Source organism: Lentzea aerocolonigenes, from assembly GCF_000955955.1.
GTDB classification, from domain to species: Bacteria; Actinomycetota; Actinomycetes; order Mycobacteriales; family Pseudonocardiaceae; genus Lentzea; species Lentzea aerocolonigenes_A.
This window is the reverse complement of record NZ_JYJG01000196.1, coordinates 12,576-34,467: the sequence shown is the minus strand read 5'-3', so window position 1 is coordinate 34,467 and position 21,892 is coordinate 12,576. Positions and strand designations below refer to the sequence as shown.

Sequence of the window (21,892 nt, the reverse complement as noted above, 5' to 3'; positions counted from 1 at the left end):
CCTTCATCCACCTCAGGTGGATGAAGGTTCCCTTCATCGTTCAGTCCGGCAGGGCTCGTGGCGCTGCCGCCAGTCATCGGAGTTGTCGCGGTTGTTACATCCATTGACTGCGTGAAATGGCTGGCATAGCGTCCGAGTCATTGGATGTCTTCCGGTGACCGCCGCCCCGGATCACGAGGGGAGTGTCCGTGGCGGTGAGAACGCTGACTGCGTCCATTTCTGGAGCCGCGCTGGCTCTGGGGCTGGTCGTCGTGCCCGCGCAGGCCGCGCCGAGCGGCCCGCATGCGGTTGTCAGCACCTCCGGGGGAACAGTCACCCTGGCGGTGACGTACGGGGTCAGGACGGTCGTGCAGCCGTCGCCGGTCGGGATCACGACCGAGCGCGCCGACCTGTCGCAGGGCCTCGCGCTCGCCGGGAAGTCGAAGCGGGCGATCTTCGAGCGCTACCGCACGACGTCCGGCAAGAAGCTGGACCGGACCGTGCGCGCCACCGAGACGACCTACCGGTTCAAGGCCGGGGTCAACGACCTCGACCTCGTCGTGCGCGAGTCCGCAGACGGCGTCGCCTACCGCTACGAGCTGCCCCAGGACACCGGCGCCGTCACGGGTGAGGCCTCGGCGTTCGTCCTGCCCGCGGACTCGACGGCGTGGCTCGCGAAGTTCCGCCGCGACTACGAGAACCCGTTCCTGCAGTACCGGACCGGCACGGCGGAGCAGGCCGAGTACATGCACCCGGCGCTGTTCGACGTCGGCGGCACGCACGTACTGATCACCGAGTCCGATGTGGACGGACGCTACTCCGGCGGTCACCTGCGGCACGCCGGCGGCGGCAAGTTCCAGCTGAAGCTGTGGGACGAGAAGGTCGCGGTGCAAGGCGCACTGAGAACCCCGTGGCGCACGATGATCGTCGGCAGCCTCGCCACCGTCACCGAGTCGACCCTGGTGGACGACCTCGCGCCGGCCTCGAGGATCCGCGACACCAGCTGGATCAAGCCAGGCCCGGCGATCTGGACGTGGCTCGCCGGCGGCCGCACCGCGCAGCAGGACCTGGCCAAGCAGAAGGAGTTCGTGGACTACGCGGCGGCGCGCGGCTGGCCGTACGTCACGGTGGACGCGGGCTGGTACGACGACCCGAACTGGCGCCAGACGAGCTTCGTCCCCGAACTCGTGCAGTACGCCAAGGCGCGCAGGGTCGGCATCCACACGTGGGTGCGGTTCAGCAGCGTCGACACCCCGGAGAAGCGCGCGGACTACCTGCCGTGGCTGCAGAAGTGGGGCGTGCAGGGGTTGAAGATCGACTTCATGGACTCCGACGGCCAGGAGCGCTACCGCTGGTACGACGAGATCCTGCCCGAGACCGCGAAGATGCACTTCCTGATCAACTTTCACGGCGCGACGCTGCCGCACGGCATCCACCGCACCTGGCCGCACGTCATGACGACCGAGGCGGTGCACGGCGCGGAGAAGTCCAGCGGCCTCACCACGAGCCACCTCACCGCGTTGCCGTTCACGCGCAACGTGGTGGGCGGCATGGACTACACGCCCGGCGGCTTCCACCGCACCCGTCCCAACACCGACGGCGGCGAGCTGGCGCTGACCGTGCTCTACGAGTCGGGCGTCCAGAACCTCGCCGGACGGCCGGACTCCTACGACGCCCGCCCGTTGGCGCGGTGGTACCTGGAGCAGGCGCCGACCGCGTGGGACGAGACGAAGCTCCTGTCCGGACGCCCCACCGAAAGCGTGGTGATGGCACGGCGCAGCGACGACCGGTGGTTCGTCGGTGGCGCCATCGCGGGGGAGGCCCGCACACTGGACCTGCCGACGCTCGGCAAGGGCCGCTGGCTGGTCGAGGTCGTGCGTGACGGTGCGGCCGGGCTGGTCAAGGAAACCCACGTCACCGACCAGAAGCTGACGATTCCGGTGGCGAAGGACGGCGGGTTCGTCGCGCTGGTCTGCCGTCCGGTCAAGGACACCTGCGCGCGCCCCACGTACGGCCTGCCGTCCACGACCGTGGTCACGACTCCCGAACAGGTGTCGGTGCAGCCCGGTCAGACGTTCGAGTTGAGCAGCACCTTCACCAACACCTCCGCCCAGCCGCTCTACGACGTGACGTTCGCGCCACGCGTGCCGTCAGGCTGGAGCACTTCCGCTGCCACACGCGCTTTCCGGGTGGCGCCCGGTGAGTCGATCAGTGGCAGGTGGACGGTCGAGGTCGGCGCGAACCCGGTCGTGGGTCTGACGGACGTGCCCGCGGTGGCGCAGTTCCAGCCCTACCGCTTCAGTTCCAGCGTCGAGGCGGAGAAGGCCGTCCGCACCCACGTCTGGAAACCGTTGCCGGCCGGACAGGTGTACGTGGCGGGCAACGACCGTTCCGTCGAGGGCAGGACGTTGACGACGGGCGGCACCAGGTTCGGCAAGGGAATCGGCACCACGCCCGCAGACGAGGTCTTCGAGCTGGGGACGTGCACGAGGTTCGACGCGACCGTCGGTGTGGACGACGAGGTCGACGGCCGCGTGGACCGTGCGGCCGGTGCCGGAGGATCCGTCACGTTCGTGGTGGTCGGCGACGGCCGGGTGCTCTACGAGAGCCCGCTGCGCAAGTCCGTCGACCCGGCGCTGGCGGTCAGCGTCGACGTGAGCGGCGTGAAGTCGTTGACGTTGCGCGTGACTGATGGCGGCGACGGCACCAGTCTCGACAACGCCGTGTGGGGTGACGCGCGGCTGACCTGCTAGGCCGCCAGGGGCAGGTCGGCACGGACCGCGGCGATGAAGTCCACACAGGACTGCTTGCACGCGACGCCGTGGACGACCTGCCACCCGGCGGGCACCTGCAGCACCGCCGGCCAGATCGAGTACTGGCCCGTTGGGCTGACCAGCACCAGGAACATGGTGTGAGTCTGAACGAACGGGATGGTCATGCCCTCAGCGTGACGTGGACCACCTAGGGCGCGGCTAACTCCGCGCTCAAGCTCACTTAACGTGTGCGACTTCCGGATCTGGCCGCTCGTGTGATTACGTGGAGTCGTGACTGTGGAACAGGTGGTCCTTCTGGCTGAGGACGGTTCGGCCATCGGCGTCGAGGACAAGGCCGTCGTGCACCACGCGGACACCCCGCTGCACCTGGCGTTTTCCAGCTACGTCTTCGACTCGGCGGGCAACACCGTGCTCACCCGCCGCGCGCTGCACAAGAAGACCTTCCCCGGCGTGTGGACCAACACCTGCTGCGGCCACCCGCTGCCGGACGAGGACATGGCCCAGGCCGTGTTGCGCCGTCTGAGTGACGAGCTCGGCCTGAAGTGCTCGGACCCGGAGCTGCTGCTGCCCGGGTTCCGTTACCGCGCCGAGATGGACGGCGTCGTCGAGAACGAGATGTGCCCGGTGTTCCGGGTGCTCTCCGACGACGAGCCGAACCCCAACCCGGACGAGGTCGACTCGACCGAACGCGTGCCGTGGCAGGAGTTCGCCTCCTCCGTGCTCGACGGCACGCGCGTGGTCTCGGCGTGGTCCAAGCTGCAGATCGCCGAACTGGTGAAGCTCGGCCCGGACCCGCTGCGGTGGCCGGTCGCGAGCCGGGACGGGTTGCCCAGCGCCGTTCGGCTCGCATGACGCACTCCGCCTGCCGCAGGTGCTGAACGGCCTGTAGGCGCGCCTCGGCCGTCCGGGTCGAACTCGTACGGGCGCGGGTCGTGGTGCATGTGATGGGTTCGTGAGTGGTCGTGCGGGGACCGCGACCACTCACGAAACCCAGCTCACCACTCCAGCGAACCGCCGTTCTGGTACTCGATCACGCGCGTCTCGAAGAAGTTCTTCTCCTTCTTGAGGTCCATCATCTCGGACATCCACGGGAACGGGTTCTCCGTTGCCTCCCAGACGGGTTCGAGCCCGAGCTGCGCGCACCGGCGGTTCGTGATGAACCGCATGTACTGCTCGCACTGGCCGGCGTTGAGGCCGAGGATCCCGTTCGGCATCGTGTCGCGACCGTAGGCGATCTCCAGCTCGCAACCCTCGGCGAGCATCGTCCGCACCTCCTTCTGGAACACGTCGTTCCACAGGTGCGGGTTCTCGATCTTGATCTGGTTGATCGCGTCGATGCCGAAGTTCAGGTGGATCGACTCGTCGCGCAGGATGTACTGGTACTGCTCGGCGATGCCGACCATCTTGTTGCGGCGGCCCATCGACAGGATCTGCGCGAACCCGGTGTAGAACCACATGCCCTCGAACACGACGTAGAACGCCACGAGGTCCTTGAGGAACGCCTGGTCGTTCTCCGGCGTACCGGTCCTGAACTCCGGGTCCTCCAGGTGCTGCGTGAACTGCAGCGCCCACGCCGCCTTGTCCGTGATGGACGGGATCTCCCGGTACATGTTGAACAGCTCGCCGTCGTCCAGGCCGAGCGACTCGCAGATGTACTGGAACGTGTGCGTGTGCACGGCCTCCTCGAAGGCCTGGCGCAGCAGGTACTGGCGGCACTCCGGGTTGGTGAGGTGCCGGTACACCGCGAGCACGATGTTGTTGGCCACCAACGACTCGCTCGTGGCGAAGAAGCCGAGGTTGCGCTTGATCATGCGGCGCTCCTCCTCGGTCAGCCCGTCCTTGGACTTCCACAGGCTGATGTCGGCCTGCATCGAGACCTCGGTCGGCATCCAGTGGTTGTTGCAGCCGTTGAGGTACTTGTCCCACGCCCAGTGGTACTTGAGCGGCAGCAGCTGGTTGACGTCGGCGCGGCAGTTGATCATCGCCTTGTCGTCGACACTGACGCGGGCCGCGCCTGCTTCGATACTCATTACTGGCAAGCCTCACAGTCGGGGTCGGTGATGGAGCAGGACGGGTCGACGGCGACGGGGGAGACGGCGTTGAGCTTGCCGTCGGTGCCCTGCAGCGTGGACTTCTCCACGTGCGTGGCCGACTGCGTCCGCAGGTAGTAGGTGGTCTTCAGCCCGCGCACCCACGCCAGCTGGTACAGCTCGTCGAGCTTGCGCCCGCTCGGCGCGGCCAGGTAGAGGTTGAGCGACTGGGCCTGGTCGATCCACTTCTGGCGGCGGCTGCCCGCCTCGATCAGCCACGAGCTGTCGACCTCGAACGCCGTGGCGTACAAGGCCTTCAGGTAAGGCGGCACCCGGTCGATCGCGCCGAGGCTGCCGTCGTGCAGCTTCAGGTCCGAGATCATCTGCTCGTCCCACAGCTTGCGCTGCTTGAGCGCCCGCACCAGGTCCGGGTTGATCACGGTGAAGTCGCCGGACATGTTCGACTTCACGTAGAGGTTGCGGTACAGCGGTTCGATCGACTGGTTCACACCGGTGATGTTGGCGATGGTGGCGGTCGGCGCGATGGCCATGACGTTCGAGTTCCGCATGCCCTTGCGGACCTGCTCGCGAACCGTTGTCCAGTCCATCGTGGACTCGCGGTTCTGCTCCAGCTCACCCTCTGCGCGCGTGCCCGCGAGGATCTCCACGGAGTCGATCGGCAGGATGCCCCGCGACCACAGCGATCCCTCGAACGACTGGTACGCGCCGCGTTCCTGCGCGAGTTCGGCCGACGCGGAGATCGCGTAGTAGCTGATCTCCTCCATGCTGCGGTCCGCGAACTCGACGGCTTCCTCGCTCGCCATCGGAGTGCCGAGCGTGAACAGCGCGTCCTGGAACCCCATCAGTCCCAGCCCGACCGGCCGGTGCTTGAGGTTCGAGTTCCTGGCTTCCGGGATCGTGTAGTAGTTCACGTCGATCACGTTGTCGAGCATGCGAACCGCTGTCCGCACGGTCTTCTCGAGCCGTGCGTGGTCGATGCCCTCGGCTGTCACGTGCTGCGCGAGGTTGACGGAGCCCAGGTTGCAGACCGCGACCTCGTCGACCGTGGTGTTCAGGGTGATCTCGGTGCAGAGGTTCGACGAGTGCACGACACCGCTGTGCTGCTGCGGCGAACGCAGGTTGCACGGGTCCTTGAACGTGATCCACGGGTGCCCGGTCTCGAACAGCATCGTGAGCATGCGCCGCCACAGGTCGACGGCCGGGAGCCGGCGGAAGACCTTGATCTCGCCGTTGGCGGCCTTCTCCTCGTACGCCCGGTACTTCTCGGCGAACTCGTCGCCGAACGCGTCGTGCAGGTCCGGCACCTCGTCCGGCGAGAACAGCGTCCACTGGCCGTTCGCGCGGACTCGGCGGATGAACTCGTCCGGCACCCAGTTCGCGGTGTTCATGTCGTGGGTGCGGCGGCGCTCGTCGCCGGTGTTCTTGCGCAGGTCGAGGAACTCCTCGACGTCGATGTGCCACGTTTCGAGGTACGCGCAGACCGCGCCCTTGCGCCGGCCGCCCTGATTGACGGCGACGGCGGTGTCGTTGGCGACCTTCAGGAACGGCACCACGCCCTGCGACTTGCCGTTGGTGCCCTTGATGTGCGCGCCGATCCCACGCACCGGCGTCCAGTCGTTGCCCAGGCCACCGGCGAACTTCGACAGCAGCGCGTTGTTGCTGATGCCGTGGAAGATCCCGGCGAGGTCATCGTCCACAGTGGTCAGGAAGCACGACGACAGCTGCGGCCGGGTGGTGCCCGAGTTGAACAAGGTCGGGGTCGAGCACATGAAGTCGAACGACGAGAGCAGCTCGTAGAACTCGATCGCGCGGGCGTCGCGGTCGTCCTCCTCCAGCGCCAGGCCCATGGCGACGCGCATGAAGAAGGCTTGCGGCAGCTCGTAGCGGCGCCCGTCGTGGTGCAGGAAGTAGCGGTCGTACAGGGTCTGCATGCCCAGGAACTGGAAGTTCAGGTCGCGCTCCGGCCGCAGAGCGCTACCGAGCCTGACCAGGTCGAACGAGGCCAGACGCGGGTCCAGCTGGCCGAGTTCGATGCCGTAGCCGACGAACGAGGCGAGGTACGCCGGGTAGCGCTCGGTCATCTCCGCGTGTGACAAGGGGATGCCGCACGCTTCGGCGCGCAGCTTGTCCAGCAGCAGACGGGCGCTGACGTAGGAGTAGTCCGGGTCGTGCTCGACCATCGTGCGGGCGGCCATGATCGGCGCGAGGGCCAGCTCGGCGTCGGTGATGCCGGCGTAGAGATTTCGCTTCGTCTCGGCCAGAACCGCCTCGGCTGACGCGTTCGGCAGGTCGGCACATGCTTCGTTGATGACCACTGAAAGGCGGTCGGGCACGCTCTCTCCTCGCGAGCTGAGCCCGGGGAACGCGCAGCGCACGCCAGCGAAGACACCACTGGTGCACACAGCCGCCCTCCCTCGGGGCACCGTGTCGTGCGCGCAGGCTTGCGCGCACACCAGTGGCAGGTCTTCGGACTCGTGGGCGCACTACCAACGCCTACCGGCCGTCGCTTCCCAGGGTTACCCAGTGCTTGGTTGACGGCTTTCGTTCCCACTCACCGCTGCGGGGCAGTCCTGGTTTCGCACCAGGTTCCCTCTTGCCTCACCGAGCCCGTTGCTCCGAGTCGGTGAACCACCAGCGCGGCAGATACTACATGTAGGGGTGGGGTCTGGATCACCACCCAACATGGGCGTGTCGTGGGTTATGGTCGTCAACGTGGGTGATCTTCGGCCGCGGGTCGTCATCGGTGCTCTGGTCAGCGCGGGGCTGGCGTCGGCGTCGCTCGGAGTGGGTGCCGCGGCACCCGTGACGACTGGCGTCCTGGCCGTGTCGGCGGTGCTGGTGATGATCACCACCCGGCGATCAGGGTCAGCCCGAGACTGATCATCACGGCCGCGATCACGCCGTCCAGGACCCGCCACGCGCGGGGCTTCGCGAACAACGGGCTGAGCAGGCGGGCGCCGAAGCCGAGGGCGACGAACCACGTGATGCTCGCGGTCACCGCGCCGACTCCGAACATCCATCGTCCGGCCGCGATCGAGCCCAGCAGCAGCACGGTGTCCAGGTAGACGTGCGGGTTGAGCCACGTCAGCGCGATCGCGGTGAGCACCGGGCGGCCCGGAGCGGTGCCGTCGACCCGCATCGCGGACGGCCGGAACGCGCGGCGAGCGGCCAGAAACCCGTACCCCAGCAGGAAAATCCCGCCGACGACGGCCGCGATGGTGATCGCTTGTGGCCACCTGCGCACGATCGCGCCGAACCCGGCGACGCCCACCGCGACCAGGATCGCGTCGGAAAGCGCGCACACGGCAACGACCTTTGCCACGGCTTGACGTCGAAGTCCTTGGCGCAGCACGAAAGCGTTCTGCGCGCCGATCGCGACGATCAGGGTCATCATGGTGCCGAAGCCGAGCAGCAGGTCAGTCACACCTACGACGGTATTTACGTGCTCTTGATGAGACCAGCTAAAGATTCTTACGTAGCATTAGCGGTCGTGATGGATCTGGATCTGGTGCGCACACTGCTCGCGGTCGTCGACGCGGGCACGTTCGACGCCGCCGCGGCAACTCTGCACGTCACGCCTTCCGCTGTCTCGCAACGGATCAAAGCTCTGGAGCAACGGACGGGCCGGGTGCTGCTGGTGCGGGCGCGACCGGTGCGGCTCACGCCGTCGGGGGAGGTGCTGGTCCGTTACGGTCGGCAACTGCTCGCTCTGGACCAGGACCTCGACGCGGCCCTGGGCGAGGACGCCGTCGTGCGCGTGCCGATCGCGGTGAACGCCGACTCGCTCGCGACATGGTTCCTGCCCGCACTGCAACGCGTGCCACCACAGCTCAAGATCTCGTTCGACCTCCACCGCGAGGACCAGGACCACACGACGGCGTTGCTGCGCCAGGGTCTGGTGATGGCTGCGGTGACGTCCTCGCGCGAGCCCGTCGCGGGCTGTTCGGTGCGCAAGCTGGGCAGCATCCGTTACGCGGCAATGGCAACCCGGTCCTTCATGGACAGGTACGCCGACGGCCCGGTCAAGTCGTGGCTGCCCGACGCGCCGGTGGTGGTGTTCGACCGCAACGACGACCTGCAGGACAGGTTCGTGCGCACGCTGACCCGCGGACGTGGCGCGTCCGACCACCGCCACTACGTGCCGTCGTCCGAGGTGTACGTGCGGACGATCGTGGCGGGTCTCGGCTGGGGAATGGTTCCGCCGCAACAGCTCCAGGAAGGTCTCATCGACCTCGCACCCGGCCGCACCGTGGACGTCCCGTTGTACTGGCAGCAGTGGAAGCTCGACTCCCCGGCACTGACCGCGGTCGCCGACGCGGTGGGACGAGAAGCCGCGATTGCGCTGCGGTAGGAGTTACCCTCGGTGACATGACCGGACGAGAGCTGGAGTTCGAAGACCGGTTCACGACGCTGGACCGGTGGCACCCGCACTACCTGCCGCACTGGAGCTCCCGTGCGGCCACCGCAGCCCGCTACACGACCGGCGACGGCCTGGTCCTCAGGATCGACGCCGACCAGCAGCCGTGGTGTCCCGAGTTCGACGGCGACACCAGGGTTTCGGGCTTCCAGACCGCGCTGACGCAGGGCCAGTCGAAGTTCCGTCCCGGCCTGGAAGTGCGCGAACCCCAGGAAGACCTGCGGCTGTACACCCCGACGTACGGCCGGTTCGAGATCCGCTGCAAGGCCGTCGACGACCCGGACTGCATGGTCGCGCTGTGGATGATCGGCCTGGAGGACGTCCCGGAGCGCTCCGCCGAGATCTGCGTCGCCGAGATCTTCGGCAAGCACGTCTACCCGGCTGACACCGGCGTCGGGATGGGCGTGCACCCGTTCGGCGACCCGGCGATCAAGGACGAGTTCGAGGTCGTGGACGTGCCGATCGACGGCCGCGACTTCCACACCTACGGCGCGGACTGGCAGCCCGGCCGGGTCGACTTCTACGTGGACGACGAGCTGGTCAACACGGTGTTGCAGGCGCCGGACTACCCGATGCAGTTCCAGCTCGCGGTGTTCGAGTTCGGGCCGGAACGGGCCGGGCGCTACCCGAAGGAGTTCGAGGTCGAATGGTTCAGGGCCTACCGCTGAACCTTGCCAACTCGAACCTGTCAGTAGCCTGGGAGCATCCTGTCGGCTTCCTGAACCCGGGAACCGCACGGCTTCCCCCCGGCGTTGGCCGCTGTGTGCTGATTCCTCGACTAGCCGCCACCGGCGGTTCACTCGCCGTCGTCGCCACGGTGGCCATGGTCGGCCTGCTCGACCTCACCGTCGGCCCGCTGCGCCGCACGATCAGCGAGTACGCGCTCGGCGACTACCGCCCCGTCTTCGACACCGCGGTGCTGCTGCTGGCGATCGGTTCCGCGGCCATCCTCGCCGCGCTCGTCCACAAGGGACTGACGAAATGGCGGTCGGGTGGCTCGATCGCGCTGATGCTGTGGTCGGCGGGGCTGCTGCTCGTGGTCGCGTTCCCCAAGACGAACTGGGCGGAGGGCACCAACGAGCTCAGCGGCGGCATCCACCGGTTCGGCAGCATGATCGCGTTCGTCAGCCTGCCGATCGCGATGATCCTGCTGGCCCGGCCGTGGCTCGAGGACGAGGTCTGGGGCCGGCACGCGAAGTTCACGATGGCGTCCGGTGTGGCCAGCGTTGCCGCATTCACGCCGATCCTCTACGCCATTGCGATGGGGATGGCGTCGGACGTTCGGTGGTGGCGCGTGTTCCCGTTGGGCTACATCGAGAGGATCTTGCTCGCGGTCGAGGTGGGGGCTGTGCTGGTCGCCGGGCTGTGGGCGATCGCGGCAAGTAGGGTTGCGCCATGGCGAGTTGGGGAGACCTCGCGGATTACGTCCGCGCCGAGTACGACGTCGTCCACGACGAGGACGAGGAGCTGAGGATCCTCTTCACCTTCGGGGACGAGGACGAGGGCGACGATGAGCGCACGCAGGTCGTGATCATCGTCCGGGAAGTGCTCGACAAGATGCACGAATGGGTGCAGATCGCCTCTCCCTGCGGCCTCGCGAAGGACGTGAACCTCCGCGAGGTGCTGGAGGAGGTCGGCAGGTCCACCGTCGCGTGCGGTCTCGCGATCATGGGGGAGCACGTCGTGGTGCGGCACTCGTTGCCGTTGCAGGACCTCGACATCCACGAGTTCACCGACCCGCTCCAGCTGCTCGCCGGCACGGCGGACATGCTCGAGGAAACCTTCTGGGGAGGAGACGGCTACTGATGTTCGACTTGACACCCGCGGCCGATCGGCTCGCGGGGTTGGTGCGCAACGTGACGGACGGGGACCTCAAGGCCCCGACCCCGTGTCCTGACTACTCGGTCGGAGATCTGCTCGACCACATCAACGGCCTGTCGGTGGCGTTCACCATGGCCGCGCTGAAGACCCCGCTGGAAGGCACGGCCGCCGGTGACGCGTCACGGCTGCCGCTCGACTTCCGCGAGTCGATCCCCGCACGGCTGGGCGAGCTCGCGGAAGCGTGGCGGGCGAAAGGCGCCTGGGACGGCATGACCAGGGCAGGCGGCGTCGACCTGCCCGGCGAGGTCGCGGGTGCCGTGGCGCTCGACGAGATCGTGCTGCACGGCTGGGACCTCGCCCGCGCGACCGGGCAGCCGTTCACCGTCGAGGAGGACCTGCTCCAGGTCGTCCACGGCTTCGTGTCGTCGATCGGCCAGGACGACCGCGACGGCTCGCTCTTCGGAGCAGCGGTGGAGGTCGGCTCGAACGCGCCTCTGCTCGACCGTGTCCTAGGACTCAGTGGGCGCGATCCCGCCTGGAACCTAAGTTAGGCTCTCCTAACGTGAGAGCGATTACGGTGCAGGTTCGGGCCGGCCTGGGCGTGGGACGCCTGGCCGCCGCGGTGGATTCCCTGGTGGAACTGCATCCCGAACTGTGTCGTTCCGGCTTCGCGCACCTCGAGGTCGTCGACCCCGCCGCCGCCACGGACGCCGCTCTGGCGCGGGCGGAGGCGGGGCTCGACCTGCAGGCCGGCGTGCTGATGCAGGCCGTGTGGCTCGACGCCGGGCCCGCGCGGTCCGGGCGGATGATCGTGGTGCTGCACGACATCGTGGCCGACCGGATGCCGCGGATCCTGCCGTGGCTGGTGCAGGCGTGGCGGCAGCCCGTGCTCGTCAGCTGACGCCCAGCCCGCCGACGATCTCGACGCGCTGGCCGGAGAACTCGCCCGTGAGCATGGGCATGGCCTCGGCGATCGCGGCCTTCGTCCCGGGCAGCTGCAACGACTCGGCGTGGTGCCGGGCGGACTCCCAGATCTCGCTGATCCAGATCTTGTCCTGGTCCTCGGGGTCGAGGCCGACGGCGTAGAGGCGGCAGCCCGCCTCCCGCAGGCCGGCCTCACCACGGGTCAGGACGGCCACCACGTCGTCGCGGTGACCGGGCTTGGTCCTCATCGATCCGATGTAGCCGAACGTCATGGGCGAATCCTATTTCTGGGCGAGGAACACGTACTCGCGTCCCGGCCGGTCCGGTGCGTCCCGCACGTCGGCGATCTTGAAGCCACACCGGACCAGGCTCTGCTCGACCTCCGCGCGGGAGCGGAACCGCAGGGTCGAGTTCGAGGTGATCGCCGTGCCGTCCGGGAAGCTGTAGATGTGCCGCAACGACACGAACGGCAGGCTCACGTTGATCAGTTCGAGCTGCTCGCGCACCCCGACCAGCACCCGTGGCTTCGTGCGCGCCCAGTCCTCCCAGGCCCGTCGCTCCGGCCGCCGCGTCTCGAACACGAAGTGCCCGCCCGGTCGCAACGCCCGGTGCACGCCGCGGAGCGTGGCCTCCCAGTCGTCGCCGAGGAACACCTGCGCCACGTTCCCGGTCATGGTCACGAGGTCGACCGCCAGCGGTGGCAACGAAGTCGCGTCGCCGTGGATCCAGGTGACGCGGGAGTCCTTGGCCCGGGCGATCTCCAGCGACGCCAGCGCCGGATCCACCCCGACCACCGAACGGCCCGACTCGGCGAGCAGCACCGCCAGGGATCCCGTGCCGCAGCCGACGTCGAGCACGCTGGCAGCGCCGACCTCGTCCGCGATCCCGGTGTACAGCGCGAGATCGTCGCGCGGCCCGTCGAACGCGTCGTAGATCCGCGCCAGTCGCGTGTCACTGAAGATCAGGTCAGGCATTCCACATCCTCGGTCCGACGACAAAAGGCATCAGCAGGTCGATCACCTCGCGGTCGGGCCGCCCGTTCAGCTCTTCCTCCGCCACGCGCCGCGCGATCCCGGCCAGGAAGTCGGCGACCTGCACGCGTGCGTCGTACTGCGAGTCCACCAGCGTAAGGCTTTCCAGCCGTGGCGCCAGCTTCTTGAGCTGCCGGATCCGCCCGTCCGTCAACGACAGCTGCTGGTCGTGCACGATGGACACCGGCCCGTCCCCCGAAGACTGCCACTGCGCCACGGCCCGCAGTATCGCCGGGAACAACGGATCCAGCGTCCCTCGCGGGCCACGGGCGCGCAGCAGGTCGTTGTAGTGCTCCAACGGCCCCGACACGGCTCCGAACTCCGCGCGCACCCGTGAGGCCAGGAACTGCCGCTTGTCCACGAGCTGTACGCGAGCGCGCCCGGTCAACGGCCCGCCAGGCCCGAGGAACCAGAGCAGCACCCACCGGTTCTTCTGCCGCAACAGGTGGTTCGCCTTGTACTCCAGGGCCGGCGACTTGATCATATCCCGCAGCGAGGCGACGCAGTCGGCAGCCTCCTCCCGCGACATGCGCACACCCGCGTGCGCGAAGACCGCCGTGACCCCGCCGACGAGCTTCTCGCCCTCGGATCCCGACTCGTCGCAGGCGATCTCCATCAGGACATCCGGAACACGGGCCCGCGTGCGCGGAACGGCAGGTGCGAGCCCGCGGGGATCGGGAACGCGTGCTCCCGCCGGGTCCGCGGCACGTCGCAGCAGCCGTCCGTGATGACCACGATCGGGCCGCGCGCCGGGAAGCCGCCGGCGCGTTCGGGCAGGTCGATGCCGGGCTGCGGCACCGTGCCACCGCGCCCGCGCACCTTCGTCCGGCCCGCGATGTCCTCGACGGGCACGTATCCGGCGTCATATGCCATCGCTTCACAGAAAACCACGCGTGCGGCGGGCGCGTCACGTGCCGCGGCGTAGGAGGCGATCGCGCGCGGCGCCTTGCCCAGCAGCACGGGATCCATCGAGCCGGACGTGTCGAGCACGACCCCGAACGTCGGCCGCGACTCCAGCGACTCCGGCCGCACCCGGCCCGGCCGTGGAACGTCCGGAGTGGACGCCTGCCGCCGGGACGCACGGGCGCGGGGCGAACCGGGATCGGCCACCGACCAGCTCCGGAACTCCGATGAGGTCCTCCGGCGCGAGCTGCGTGCCCAGCAGCGTCACGCACTCCAGGCCCAGGCTCGAGGGGCAGGATGCCGCACCCGACTTGTTCCGGTCGCCCGAATTTGTTGACACGAGCAGTGGTCTAGTGCTGTGATTCAACGCACATCAGATAGGAAACCTTCCTAACTAAATCGCCGCCGCACCCTGCTGTTTCCCTTACACAGGAGGCACCCTGTGGCCAGATCCCTGTTATTGGTCCTACCCGCAGCGTTGGCACTGGCAATCCCGGCCGTCGCGGTCGCCGCGCCCACGCAGTACCAGGCGGAGAGCGCGACGATCGCGAACGGCGTCGTGGAGTCCAACCACGCCGGCTTCACCGGCTCGGGCTTCGTCAACTACGACAACGAGGTCGGCAGCTCCGTCGAGTTCACCGTGACCTCGCCGAGCGCGGGGCAGGCGACGCTCACGTTCCGGTTCGCCAACGGCACCACGGCGAACCGCCCGATGGACATCTCGGTGAACGGCTCGCTGGCGGCGGACGAGCTCTCGTTCCCCGGCACGGGCGCGTGGACCACGTGGCAGACCCGCACCACCACGGTCTCGCTGAACGCGGGCAACAACATCATCAAGACGGTCGCGACGACGGCCAACGGCGGCCCGAACCTCGATCGGCTCGACGTCGAACCGCCGTCGGGCCCGCCGGACACGGTCGCTCCGACCGTGCCGGGCAACCTGCGCTCGACGGGGAGCACGTCTTCGTCGGTGTCCCTGGCATGGGACGCGTCCACGGACAACGTGCTCGTGACCGGCTACGTGCTGTCCAACGGGCAGACCGCGACCGGCACCACCCACACGGTGACCGGCCTGACGCCGGACACCTCGTACACCTTCACCGTGCAGGCCCGTGACGCGGCGGGCAACCTGTCCGGTGCGTCGAACTCGGTGACTGTGAAGACCACGCCGGGCACCCCCGGTGGCACCAGGCCGCACGACATCAACGGCCTGCTGCGTGTGTGTGGTGTGCAGCTGTGCAACCAGTACGGAAAACCCATCCAGTTGCGCGGCATGAGCACGCACGGCCTGCAGTGGTACGCCCAGTGCATCAAGCCCGCGTCGTGGGACGCGCTGGTGGACGACTGGGGCGGCGACTTCATCCGCACCGCGATGTACATCCAGGAAGGCGGGTACGAGACCAACCCGCGCAAGTTCACCGACCTGGTGCACAGCTATATCGAGGAAGCGACCCGGCGCGGCATCTACGTCCTGATCGACTGGCACCAGCTCACGCCGGGCGACCCGAACGCGAACCTGTCGCGCGCCAAGACCTTCTTCACCGAGATCGCCACGCGGCACAAGGACAAGACCAACATCATCTACGACATCGCGAACGAGCCGAACGAGGTCTCGTGGGCGAAGGTCAAGTCCTACGCCGAGCAGATGATCCCGGTGATCCGCAACATCGACCCGGACAGCCTGATCGTCTCCGGCACGCACGGCTGGTCGACCTTCGGCTACTCCGACGGCGAGGACGCGTCGGTCGTGCTGAACAACAAGGTCAACGCGACCAACTTCATGTACTCGTTCCACTTCTACGCGAACTCGCACAAGCAGGACTACATCAACGTCCTGGACCGCGTCTCCTCGGCGGTGCCGGTGTTCGTGACCGAGTTCGGCACGCAGACCGCGTCCGGTGACGGCGCGAACGACTTCACGACGTCGCAGAAGTACATCGACCTGATGGCCCGCAAGAAGATCTCCTGGGCCAACTGGAACTTCTCCGACGACAACAGGTCGGGCGCGGTGTTCAAGACCGGCACGTGTTCCGGCAACAACTTCAGCGGCACCAGCGTGCTGAAGCCCGCGGGTGTCTGGGTGCGCGAACGCATGCGCACGCCGGACGACTTCCCTGTGTCATGAACGAGTAACCGGTACCTAGCCGGTGAGCTCCCGAGGGAAGCGCCGGGGCGCCTGCGAGGCCTGATCGTAAGTGGTTCCGTTGCTGTCGCAGCGGAACCACTTACGGCGTCACCGGCCAAGTGTGCACGGGCTCGTTGGCGTGCATGAGTTCCACATAGGACCGGAGCATCGCGCGCAACGCGTCCGCCCGGTCCAGGTGCGTGTGGTCGTAGTGGCGGTGGAACTCCCGCGCCTGCCACGAGGCTCCGTTGACCCCGGCGAGGCAGCGCTGCTCGATCACCCCGAGCAGCCTGTCCCGTTCGGCGGAGTCGACACCCCACCGGATCAGCCCCTCGTGCGCCAGGGGGAGAAGCCTGCGCAGCACCAGCTCGATCACCGGCACGGTGCCGACGCCCGGCCAGTACATCTGCGCGTCCATCCCGTTGCGCGACGCGGCGTTGAAGTTCTCCTCCGCGGCCTGGAAGCTCATCTGCGACCACAGTGGACGCTCGTCCTCCGCCAGTGCCCGCACCAGCCCGAAGTACAGCGCGGCGTTCGCCAGCGTGTCGACGATCGTGGGCCCGGCGGGCAGCACCCGGTTCTCGACGCGCAGGTGCGGCCTGTCCCGCACCACGTCGTACACGGGGCGGTTCCAGCGGTAGATGGTGCCGTTGTGCAGCTTCAGCTCGCTGAGGCCAGGTGTGTCGCCGTGGTCGAGCACGGCCAGCGGGTCCTCGTCGTCGCAGATGGGCAGCAACGCCGGGAAGTAGCGGACGTTCTCCTCGAACAGGTCGAAGATCGAGTTGATCCACCGCTCGCCGAACCACACCCGCGGCCGCACGCCCTGGGCCTTGAGCTCGTCGCCACGGGTGTCGGTGGCCTGCTGGAACAACGCGATGCGGGTCTCGCGCCACAGCTCCTTGCCGAGGAAGAACGGCGAGTTGGCGCCGACCGCCACCTGCACGCCCGCGATGGCCTGCGCGGCGTTCCAGTACGCGGGGAACTGCTCCGGCGACACCTGCAGGTGCAGCTGTGTGCTGGTGCAGGCCGCCTCGGGCACGATCGAGCTCGCGGTGAGGTGCAGCCGCTCCACGCCGTCGATCGAGATCTGCAGGTCCTCGCCCCGCGCGGCCAGCACCTGCTCGTTGAGCAGCGCGTACCGCGGGTTGCCCGACAGCTGGTCGGGCGTGACGTGCTTGGTGCGCAGCGTCGGCAGGATGCCGTTGATGACCATGTGCGCGCCGATCTCGCGCGCCTTCTCCTCGGCGGAGTTCAGCGACCGCCGGACCGTCTCCTCGAACGAGGTGATGCCCCCGCCCGCGAGCCGGCGCGGCGCCACGTTGATCTCGATGTTCCACTGGCCGAGCTCGGTCACGAAGTCCGGGTCGTCGATGACCTCGAGCGCCTCGTGGTTCTTCATCGCCGGGTCGCCGTGCTCGTCGATGAGGTTGATCTCGATCTCCAGGCCGGTCATCGGCCTCTCGAAGTCGAACCTGGCCTCGCGCAGCATCCGGGCGAACACGTCGAGACACCGCCGGACCTTGGTGCGGTACCGCGTCCGGTCCTCGCGCGTGAACTCGTGCTTCGCGACGTCCTCGCCCATGGTGGCCTCCCGGCGGTCGAGAGCTAACCCCACCACTGTGCAGCATGGTTGATCAATCCGACACCCGTGTGTCGCTCGCGTTTTGAGACGCGGAACAGCGGGCCGCCCCTGGGGGTGGCGGCCCGCTGTTACCCCCGGACTCAGCGGGTGGTCACACGTTCCGCCAGAACCAGCGGCACGCAGAAGTCTGCGCGGTGAACCCGACGTGCTCGTTGTGGCTTCCGGACGAGTTCAGGTACTTCTTGCTCCACTCGTGCCTGATCCACTTCTTGTCACCGGAGGTGGTGGTCCACTTCTGGTATTCGTCGTTGGCCGTGCACGGGAAGGTGTAGACGTCCGCGCCGTTGCCATCGAGGCAGTGCCCCCATCGCGGGCTGCGGATGATGCCGCCGGCGACGACCCAGACCTGGGACTCGTTGCCCGTCTGGCAGTTCGCGGTCGTGACCTGGCCCTTGAAGCCGTCGATCGTCTTCAGCGTCAGGCAGGTGTTGCCCGTGTTCGCGTTGACGATCTGGATCGGCGTCGCGGCCTGCGCCCCCTGCGCGCCCCCGACCAGAAGCGTCGCGGCGAACCCGGCGGCCGCGCCGGCTCCGGCGATCCGGCGCAGCATTGACTTGAATTCCATGAAATCCCCTTGGTGAAGATCGCGCATTTTCGCCGCGATCTGAAGCGGAACCTGGGAAAGCCGATCTACAGGCGGCCTACGGAGCGCTTACGGTCTCGAAGCTCCAGCGGGTGGAGTCGCCGCAGCTGGCCAGGTATCCCCACTTGCCGGGCCCGCCGCTGTTGGTGTGCAGGCACTTGGTCTGCTCCACCCCGTGCCTGATCAGCTTCGGAGAGGTGCCCGGAATGAGCCAGCGGGACGACGGCGTGTTGCAGCTGCCCATCGTGAAGACGTCTTGGCCGTTCGATCCCAGACATGCGGTGTCGAAACCGTTCATGAACTTGTCGAAGTTGCTTTCGCCCGTGAAGTGGTACCACTTCTGAGCGCTCAGGTCCTGGCAGTCCATGAGTTGGACACCGCCCGACCCGACGGCCGTCAGGCACAGGCGCGAGCTCGCGTGCCGGATGTACACCCAGCCAGGTGAGGCGCTGACCACGTCCGGAGCCGCCGAGGCGGTCGAGGCCGCCGAGGCCGAGGCGGGCGCGATCAGCATCGCGCCCAGAGCCGCGATCGCCGCCCCCGCGCTGGCCACCCTGCGCAGCATTGACTTCAATTCCATGGCATCCCCTTTGTGAGAATCGCGCTTTTCTCCGCGATCTGAGGGGAATCTAGAAAAACTGATCTACAGGCAACCTACAGAGTCTCTACAGCGTGCTATCGGTCGCGAGCACTCAGTCAACGGTGTGCGCAGTGTGGCGGCGCTGCTACGCTCCGGAGCCGTTGCTTGGACCGGGTGGGGGAGCCTTGGTTACTACAGCGACGTTCGCGGTCCTCGGGCCGCTGCGCGTCACGAACAACGGCCTGCGGCTGGCGCAGGCCAGCCAGCGCCAACGGGCTCTGCTGGCCGCACTGCTGATCAGGCCTGCCCAGCCGGTCGGGCTGCCGGACATCGTTGACGCGCTGTGGGGCGAGCGGCCGCCCGCGTCGGCGGTCGCGAACGTGCACACGCACGTGAGCCGGTTGAGGCAGGACCTCGCCGGCATCGGCCTGAAGGACCGGGTGGTCACCGACAGCGGCAGCTATCTGCTGCGCCTGGAACCGGGAGAGCTCGACACCACGCATTTCCACAGCGCCGCGGAGGAAGCGCGGGCCGCGCTCCGCCTGGGTGACGCGCTGAAGGCCGTGGAGTTCTGGGAGAAGGCGTGGTCGGAGTGGCGGGGTTCGCCGCTGGAGGACGTCGAACGGGCCGGCTGGCTGGAGACCGAGGTGGTGCGGCTGGAGGAGATGGCCACCTCAGCCCGTGAGGACTTCGCCGACGCCCGGCTCGCGGCCGGGCAGCTGGGCGTCGTCATCAGCGAGCTGGGTGCGCTGGTGCGGCAGCAGCCGTTGCGCGAGGGGCTGTGGCAGCGGCTGATCCTCGCCCAGCACCGGGCCGGGCGGCGGGCCGAGGCGCTGGAGACCTACCGCGTGATGAGAGATGTGCTGGTCGAGGCACTCGGTGTCGAGCCGTGCGACGAGGTCCAGCGGCTGCACCAGGAGGTCCTGAACGGGACTGTCCCGCGCGTGATGCGGCCGATGCAGCTGCCGCCCGACGTCGAACACTTCACCGGACGCGTGGCCGAGACGGCGGAGCTGGTCAGGCTGCTCGGCCAGAGGACGAGACGGAGAACCGTCGCGATCACCGGCAAGGCGGGGGTCGGCAAGACCGCGCTCGCGGTGCGGGTGGCGCACGAGGTCGGCACCGGGTTCCGCGGCGGGCACCTCTACGTGCGGCTGGGCGGCACCTCGCCTTCGCCGCGCGACCCGGCGACCGTGCTCGTGGAGTTGCTGATCGCCCTCGGCGTGCACCCGCACGCCGTGCCGGACGACCTGGAGGCGCAGGCCGCGCTGTACCGGTCGCAGCTGGCCGCCCGGCAGGTGCTGATCGTGCTGGACGACGCGGCGGGCATGGCGCAGGTCCGGCCGCTGCTGCCGGGTTCGGCGGAGTCCGCGGTGCTGATCACCAGCCGGGTGCAGCTCGTCGAGACGGACGGGTCGCACACCGTGCAGCTCGACGTTCTCGGTGAGCAGGACTCGGTGCGGCTGCTGGGGTCGATCGCCGGGCAGGACCGGCTGGCCTCGGAACCCGGCGCCGCCGCCGAGGTCGCGCACTACTGCGGCAACCTCCCGCTGGCGTTGCGCATCGCGGGCGCCAGGCTGGCGCGGCGGGCACATTGGACGGTCGGCAGGCTGGCCGACCGGCTGGCCGGCGAGGGCACGCGGCTCAACGAGCTGCGCATCGACGACCTGGAGGCGCGGGCCAGCCTGGCGCTGAGCTACCAGACGCTGACGGACGACCAGCAACGAGCGTTCCGGCTGCTGAGCCTGCTGGACGCGCCCGACTTCCCCGGCTGGGTGACCGGACCGCTGCTGGACGTCCGCGACGGTGAGGAGATCACCGACAGCCTGGCCGACGTGCACCTGCTGGAGTCCGCCGGGCCGGGCCGCTACCGGTTCCACGAACTGCTCAGGGTGTTCGGCCGCGAGCGCGCGCTGGAGCAGGACGATGCCGAGGCTCGCACCGACGCGTTGCGCAGGGCCTTCACCGCGTGGCTCGACCTGGCCGTGCGGGCGGAGGAGGACCTGCCGTGCCGGTTCCTCAAGGTGCGGGTGCCCGACCGCGGTTCGCTGCCGGGTGTGTCCACCGGCGATCCGCTCACGTTCCTCGAGACCGAGCGCGACGCCCTGGTCGCGGTGGCCGCGCAGGCGATCGCACTGGGTCTCACGGGTCTGGGGTGCGAGGTCACCGGCGTGCTGACGACGTTGTTCGACCTGCACGGCCACTACGACCTGTGGCGGCGCACGCACACGCTCGCACTGGAGGCGGCCGAGGACACACGCCACCAGGCCGTCCTGCACCAGGGCCTCGGAGCGCTGGCGTTCTACCGCGACCACTTCCACGAGGCGAGCGCCTGCTTCGCGACGGCACAACGACTCTTCGCCGATGCCGGCGACGTGCGCGGACACGCGTACGCGGACCTCGGCGCGGGCAGCGTGCACATGTTCCACGGGCAGCACGACGAAGCGGTGGCCGAGCTGACCCGCGCGCTGGCCGTGTTCCGCGACTGCCAGGACGCCTGCGGGGAGGCGTTCTCCTTGCAGGGACTGGGAGTCGTCCGCCGCAACCAGGGCCGCCTCGACGACGCGGAAGCACTCCTCGACAGCTCGCTGGCGATCTTCGCGGAGCTGGGCTGCGGCTACGGGCGGGCGTGCACGTTGTTCAGCACGGGCCTGCACCACAACGCCCGCGGCGACCTGGAGGCGACCGAACGCGCGCTGATGGAGGCCGTCGAGCTGTTCGGCGCGGTGTCCTGTCCTCGCGACGAGGCACTGGCGCTGCACGTCCTGGCCGCCGTCCACGCCCGGCAGGGCGATGCGAGCCGGGCCGCCGAGCTGATGGCCCGCTCGCAGGTCGCGTTCTCCCCGGCGGACGAGAGCGTCGGCAAGGCGGAGACCCTGTACAGCCTCGGCTGGGTCGCGCACCGCACCGGCCGCCCGGATCACGCCGCCGCCTGCTTCGACCAGGCGTGGCGGTTGTTCGAGAAGCTCGACATGCCGATGCACCGGGAGTGGACCGAGCAGGCGTTGGCACAACTGGGCATGAGCGCGCCGGTCCGGTGAAGGGCCGGCACGCCGTCGTCG

Annotated in this window: 22 protein-coding genes and 1 riboswitch; of the genes, 11 read left to right on the top strand and 11 right to left on the bottom strand. The window is 68.4% G+C overall.

Annotation, left to right across the window (positions count from 1 at the left end):
- The first annotated feature begins 194 nt into the window (after positions 1-194).
- Positions 195-2,732, top strand: a complete 2,538-nt coding sequence (locus tag UK23_RS24925; protein WP_196777871.1) for a glycoside hydrolase family 97 catalytic domain-containing protein — start codon at positions 195-197, stop codon at positions 2,730-2,732.
- Here the strand turns inward: UK23_RS24925 and UK23_RS24920 are convergent.
- Positions 2,729-2,917, bottom strand: a complete 189-nt coding sequence (locus UK23_RS24920) for an MbtH family protein (RefSeq protein WP_045314036.1) — start codon at positions 2,915-2,917, stop codon at positions 2,729-2,731. The two genes, UK23_RS24925 and UK23_RS24920, sit on opposite strands and share 4 nt — an antisense overlap.
- 112 nt (positions 2,918-3,029) lie before the next feature.
- Between UK23_RS24920 and idi the strand changes: the two genes are divergently transcribed.
- Positions 3,030-3,605 carry an isopentenyl-diphosphate Delta-isomerase gene (gene idi, locus UK23_RS24915; RefSeq protein WP_045314035.1) on the top strand — a complete coding sequence of 192 codons (576 nt, stop codon included), beginning with the start codon at positions 3,030-3,032 and terminating at the stop codon, positions 3,603-3,605.
- 143 nt (positions 3,606-3,748) lie between these two features.
- On the opposite strand, the gene UK23_RS24910 is transcribed toward idi, so the two are convergent.
- Both UK23_RS24910 and UK23_RS49740 read right to left on the bottom strand, forming a co-directional pair.
- Positions 3,749-4,783 carry a ribonucleotide-diphosphate reductase subunit beta gene (locus UK23_RS24910; protein WP_045314034.1) on the bottom strand — a complete coding sequence of 345 codons (1,035 nt, stop codon included), beginning with the start codon at positions 4,781-4,783 and terminating at the stop codon, positions 3,749-3,751.
- Positions 4,783-7,137, bottom strand: a complete 2,355-nt coding sequence (locus UK23_RS49740; RefSeq protein ID WP_231114659.1) for a ribonucleoside-diphosphate reductase subunit alpha — start codon at positions 7,135-7,137, stop codon at positions 4,783-4,785. Before UK23_RS49740 ends, UK23_RS24910 begins: the two co-directional genes overlap by 1 nt.
- 106 nt (positions 7,138-7,243) lie before the next feature.
- Positions 7,244-7,452, bottom strand: a riboswitch (cobalamin riboswitch).
- A 64-nt stretch (positions 7,453-7,516) separates the two neighbouring features.
- On the opposite strand from UK23_RS49740, the gene UK23_RS51900 reads away from it, so the two are divergent.
- Positions 7,517-7,684 (top strand): hypothetical protein, encoded by a 168-nt coding sequence (locus UK23_RS51900; RefSeq protein ID WP_156213365.1) that lies wholly within the window; start codon positions 7,517-7,519, stop codon positions 7,682-7,684.
- Here UK23_RS51900 and UK23_RS24900 read toward each other — a convergent pair.
- Positions 7,650-8,198, bottom strand: a complete 549-nt coding sequence (locus UK23_RS24900) for a LysE/ArgO family amino acid transporter (RefSeq protein WP_045314048.1) — start codon at positions 8,196-8,198, stop codon at positions 7,650-7,652. The genes UK23_RS51900 and UK23_RS24900 overlap by 35 nt on opposite strands.
- A 99-nt stretch (positions 8,199-8,297) precedes the next feature.
- On the opposite strand from UK23_RS24900, the gene UK23_RS24895 reads away from it, so the two are divergent.
- From UK23_RS24895 to UK23_RS24870, 6 genes are all read left to right on the top strand, one after another.
- Positions 8,298-9,155: a LysR family transcriptional regulator ArgP gene (locus UK23_RS24895; RefSeq protein WP_045314047.1), complete on the top strand. Its 858-nt coding sequence runs from the start codon at positions 8,298-8,300 to the stop codon at positions 9,153-9,155.
- Positions 9,156-9,172: 17 nt separating this feature from the next.
- Positions 9,173-9,889, top strand: coding sequence for a glycoside hydrolase family 16 protein (locus UK23_RS24890; RefSeq protein ID WP_045314033.1), 717 nt, complete (start codon positions 9,173-9,175; stop codon positions 9,887-9,889).
- 95 nt (positions 9,890-9,984) lie between these two features.
- The gene (locus UK23_RS24885; protein WP_231114658.1) at positions 9,985-10,692 is read left to right on the top strand and encodes a DUF998 domain-containing protein; all 708 of its coding nucleotides are present in this window, start codon (positions 9,985-9,987) and stop codon (positions 10,690-10,692) included.
- Positions 10,617-11,027: a hypothetical protein gene (locus UK23_RS24880; protein WP_045314032.1), complete on the top strand. Its 411-nt coding sequence runs from the start codon at positions 10,617-10,619 to the stop codon at positions 11,025-11,027. The genes UK23_RS24885 and UK23_RS24880 overlap by 76 nt, the downstream gene beginning before the upstream one ends.
- The gene (locus UK23_RS24875) at positions 11,027-11,593 is read left to right on the top strand and encodes a TIGR03086 family metal-binding protein (protein WP_045314031.1); all 567 of its coding nucleotides are present in this window, start codon (positions 11,027-11,029) and stop codon (positions 11,591-11,593) included. Before UK23_RS24880 ends, UK23_RS24875 begins: the two co-directional genes overlap by 1 nt.
- Positions 11,594-11,604: 11 nt before the next feature.
- The gene (locus UK23_RS24870; RefSeq protein ID WP_156213364.1) at positions 11,605-11,943 is read left to right on the top strand and encodes a hypothetical protein; all 339 of its coding nucleotides are present in this window, start codon (positions 11,605-11,607) and stop codon (positions 11,941-11,943) included.
- On the opposite strand, the gene UK23_RS24865 is transcribed toward UK23_RS24870, so the two are convergent.
- From UK23_RS24865 to UK23_RS24850, 4 genes are read right to left on the bottom strand one after another with little or no spacing between them, the layout of a single operon-like run.
- The gene (locus UK23_RS24865; protein ID WP_045314029.1) at positions 11,936-12,238 is read right to left on the bottom strand and encodes a putative quinol monooxygenase; all 303 of its coding nucleotides are present in this window, start codon (positions 12,236-12,238) and stop codon (positions 11,936-11,938) included. The two genes, UK23_RS24870 and UK23_RS24865, sit on opposite strands and share 8 nt — an antisense overlap.
- Before the next feature lie 9 nt (positions 12,239-12,247).
- Complete coding sequence (locus UK23_RS24860; protein WP_045314028.1) at positions 12,248-12,940, bottom strand: class I SAM-dependent methyltransferase; 693 nt, start codon at positions 12,938-12,940, stop codon at positions 12,248-12,250.
- The gene (locus tag UK23_RS24855) at positions 12,933-13,613 is read right to left on the bottom strand and encodes a DUF3800 domain-containing protein (RefSeq protein ID WP_045314027.1); all 681 of its coding nucleotides are present in this window, start codon (positions 13,611-13,613) and stop codon (positions 12,933-12,935) included. Before UK23_RS24855 ends, UK23_RS24860 begins: the two co-directional genes overlap by 8 nt.
- The gene (locus UK23_RS24850; RefSeq protein ID WP_231114657.1) at positions 13,613-14,107 is read right to left on the bottom strand and encodes a hypothetical protein; all 495 of its coding nucleotides are present in this window, start codon (positions 14,105-14,107) and stop codon (positions 13,613-13,615) included. The genes UK23_RS24855 and UK23_RS24850 overlap by 1 nt, the downstream gene beginning before the upstream one ends.
- A gap of 235 nt (positions 14,108-14,342) precedes the next feature.
- Here UK23_RS24850 and UK23_RS50555 point away from each other — a divergent pair, with 235 nt between their 5' ends.
- Positions 14,343-16,025 carry a cellulase family glycosylhydrolase gene (locus UK23_RS50555; protein ID WP_082114945.1) on the top strand — a complete coding sequence of 561 codons (1,683 nt, stop codon included), beginning with the start codon at positions 14,343-14,345 and terminating at the stop codon, positions 16,023-16,025.
- 100 nt (positions 16,026-16,125) lie between these two features.
- On the opposite strand, the gene UK23_RS24835 is transcribed toward UK23_RS50555, so the two are convergent.
- The 3 genes from UK23_RS24835 to UK23_RS24825 form a co-directional block, all read right to left on the bottom strand.
- Positions 16,126-17,607, bottom strand: coding sequence for a glutamate--cysteine ligase (locus tag UK23_RS24835; protein WP_045314026.1), 1,482 nt, complete (start codon positions 17,605-17,607; stop codon positions 16,126-16,128).
- 151 nt (positions 17,608-17,758) lie between these two features.
- A complete protein-coding gene (locus tag UK23_RS24830) occupies positions 17,759-18,232 on the bottom strand; it encodes a ricin-type beta-trefoil lectin domain protein (RefSeq protein ID WP_196777870.1) in 474 nt (157 codons plus the stop codon).
- Positions 18,233-18,308: 76 nt separating this feature from the next.
- Positions 18,309-18,830 (bottom strand): RICIN domain-containing protein, encoded by a 522-nt coding sequence (locus tag UK23_RS24825; RefSeq protein WP_156213363.1) that lies wholly within the window; start codon positions 18,828-18,830, stop codon positions 18,309-18,311.
- A 185-nt stretch (positions 18,831-19,015) separates the two neighbouring features.
- Between UK23_RS24825 and UK23_RS24820 the strand changes: the two genes are divergently transcribed.
- Positions 19,016-21,871, top strand: coding sequence for an AfsR/SARP family transcriptional regulator (locus UK23_RS24820; RefSeq protein WP_052685007.1), 2,856 nt, complete (start codon positions 19,016-19,018; stop codon positions 21,869-21,871).
- Positions 21,872-21,892: the final 21 nt, after the last annotated feature.

Coding starts and splice junctions, on each gene's coding strand:
- UK23_RS24920 (WP_045314036.1), bottom strand. CDS start 2,917: ATGACCATCCCGTTCGTTCAGACTCACACCATGTTCCTGGTGCTGGTC.
- UK23_RS24910 (WP_045314034.1), bottom strand. CDS start 4,783: ATGAGTATCGAAGCAGGCGCGGCCCGCGTCAGTGTCGACGACAAGGCG.
- UK23_RS24900 (WP_045314048.1), bottom strand. CDS start 8,198: ATGATGACCCTGATCGTCGCGATCGGCGCGCAGAACGCTTTCGTGCTG.
- UK23_RS24895 (WP_045314047.1), top strand. CDS start 8,298: ATGGATCTGGATCTGGTGCGCACACTGCTCGCGGTCGTCGACGCGGGC.
- UK23_RS24890 (WP_045314033.1), top strand. CDS start 9,173: ATGACCGGACGAGAGCTGGAGTTCGAAGACCGGTTCACGACGCTGGAC.
- UK23_RS24880 (WP_045314032.1), top strand. CDS start 10,617: ATGGCGAGTTGGGGAGACCTCGCGGATTACGTCCGCGCCGAGTACGAC.
- UK23_RS24875 (WP_045314031.1), top strand. CDS start 11,027: ATGTTCGACTTGACACCCGCGGCCGATCGGCTCGCGGGGTTGGTGCGC.
- UK23_RS24865 (WP_045314029.1), bottom strand. CDS start 12,238: ATGACGTTCGGCTACATCGGATCGATGAGGACCAAGCCCGGTCACCGC.
- UK23_RS24860 (WP_045314028.1), bottom strand. CDS start 12,940: ATGCCTGACCTGATCTTCAGTGACACGCGACTGGCGCGGATCTACGAC.
- UK23_RS24855 (WP_045314027.1), bottom strand. CDS start 13,613: ATGGAGATCGCCTGCGACGAGTCGGGATCCGAGGGCGAGAAGCTCGTC.
- UK23_RS24835 (WP_045314026.1), bottom strand. CDS start 17,607: ATGGGCGAGGACGTCGCGAAGCACGAGTTCACGCGCGAGGACCGGACG.
- UK23_RS24830 (WP_196777870.1), bottom strand. CDS start 18,232: ATGGAATTCAAGTCAATGCTGCGCCGGATCGCCGGAGCCGGCGCGGCC.
- UK23_RS24825 (WP_156213363.1), bottom strand. CDS start 18,830: ATGGAATTGAAGTCAATGCTGCGCAGGGTGGCCAGCGCGGGGGCGGCG.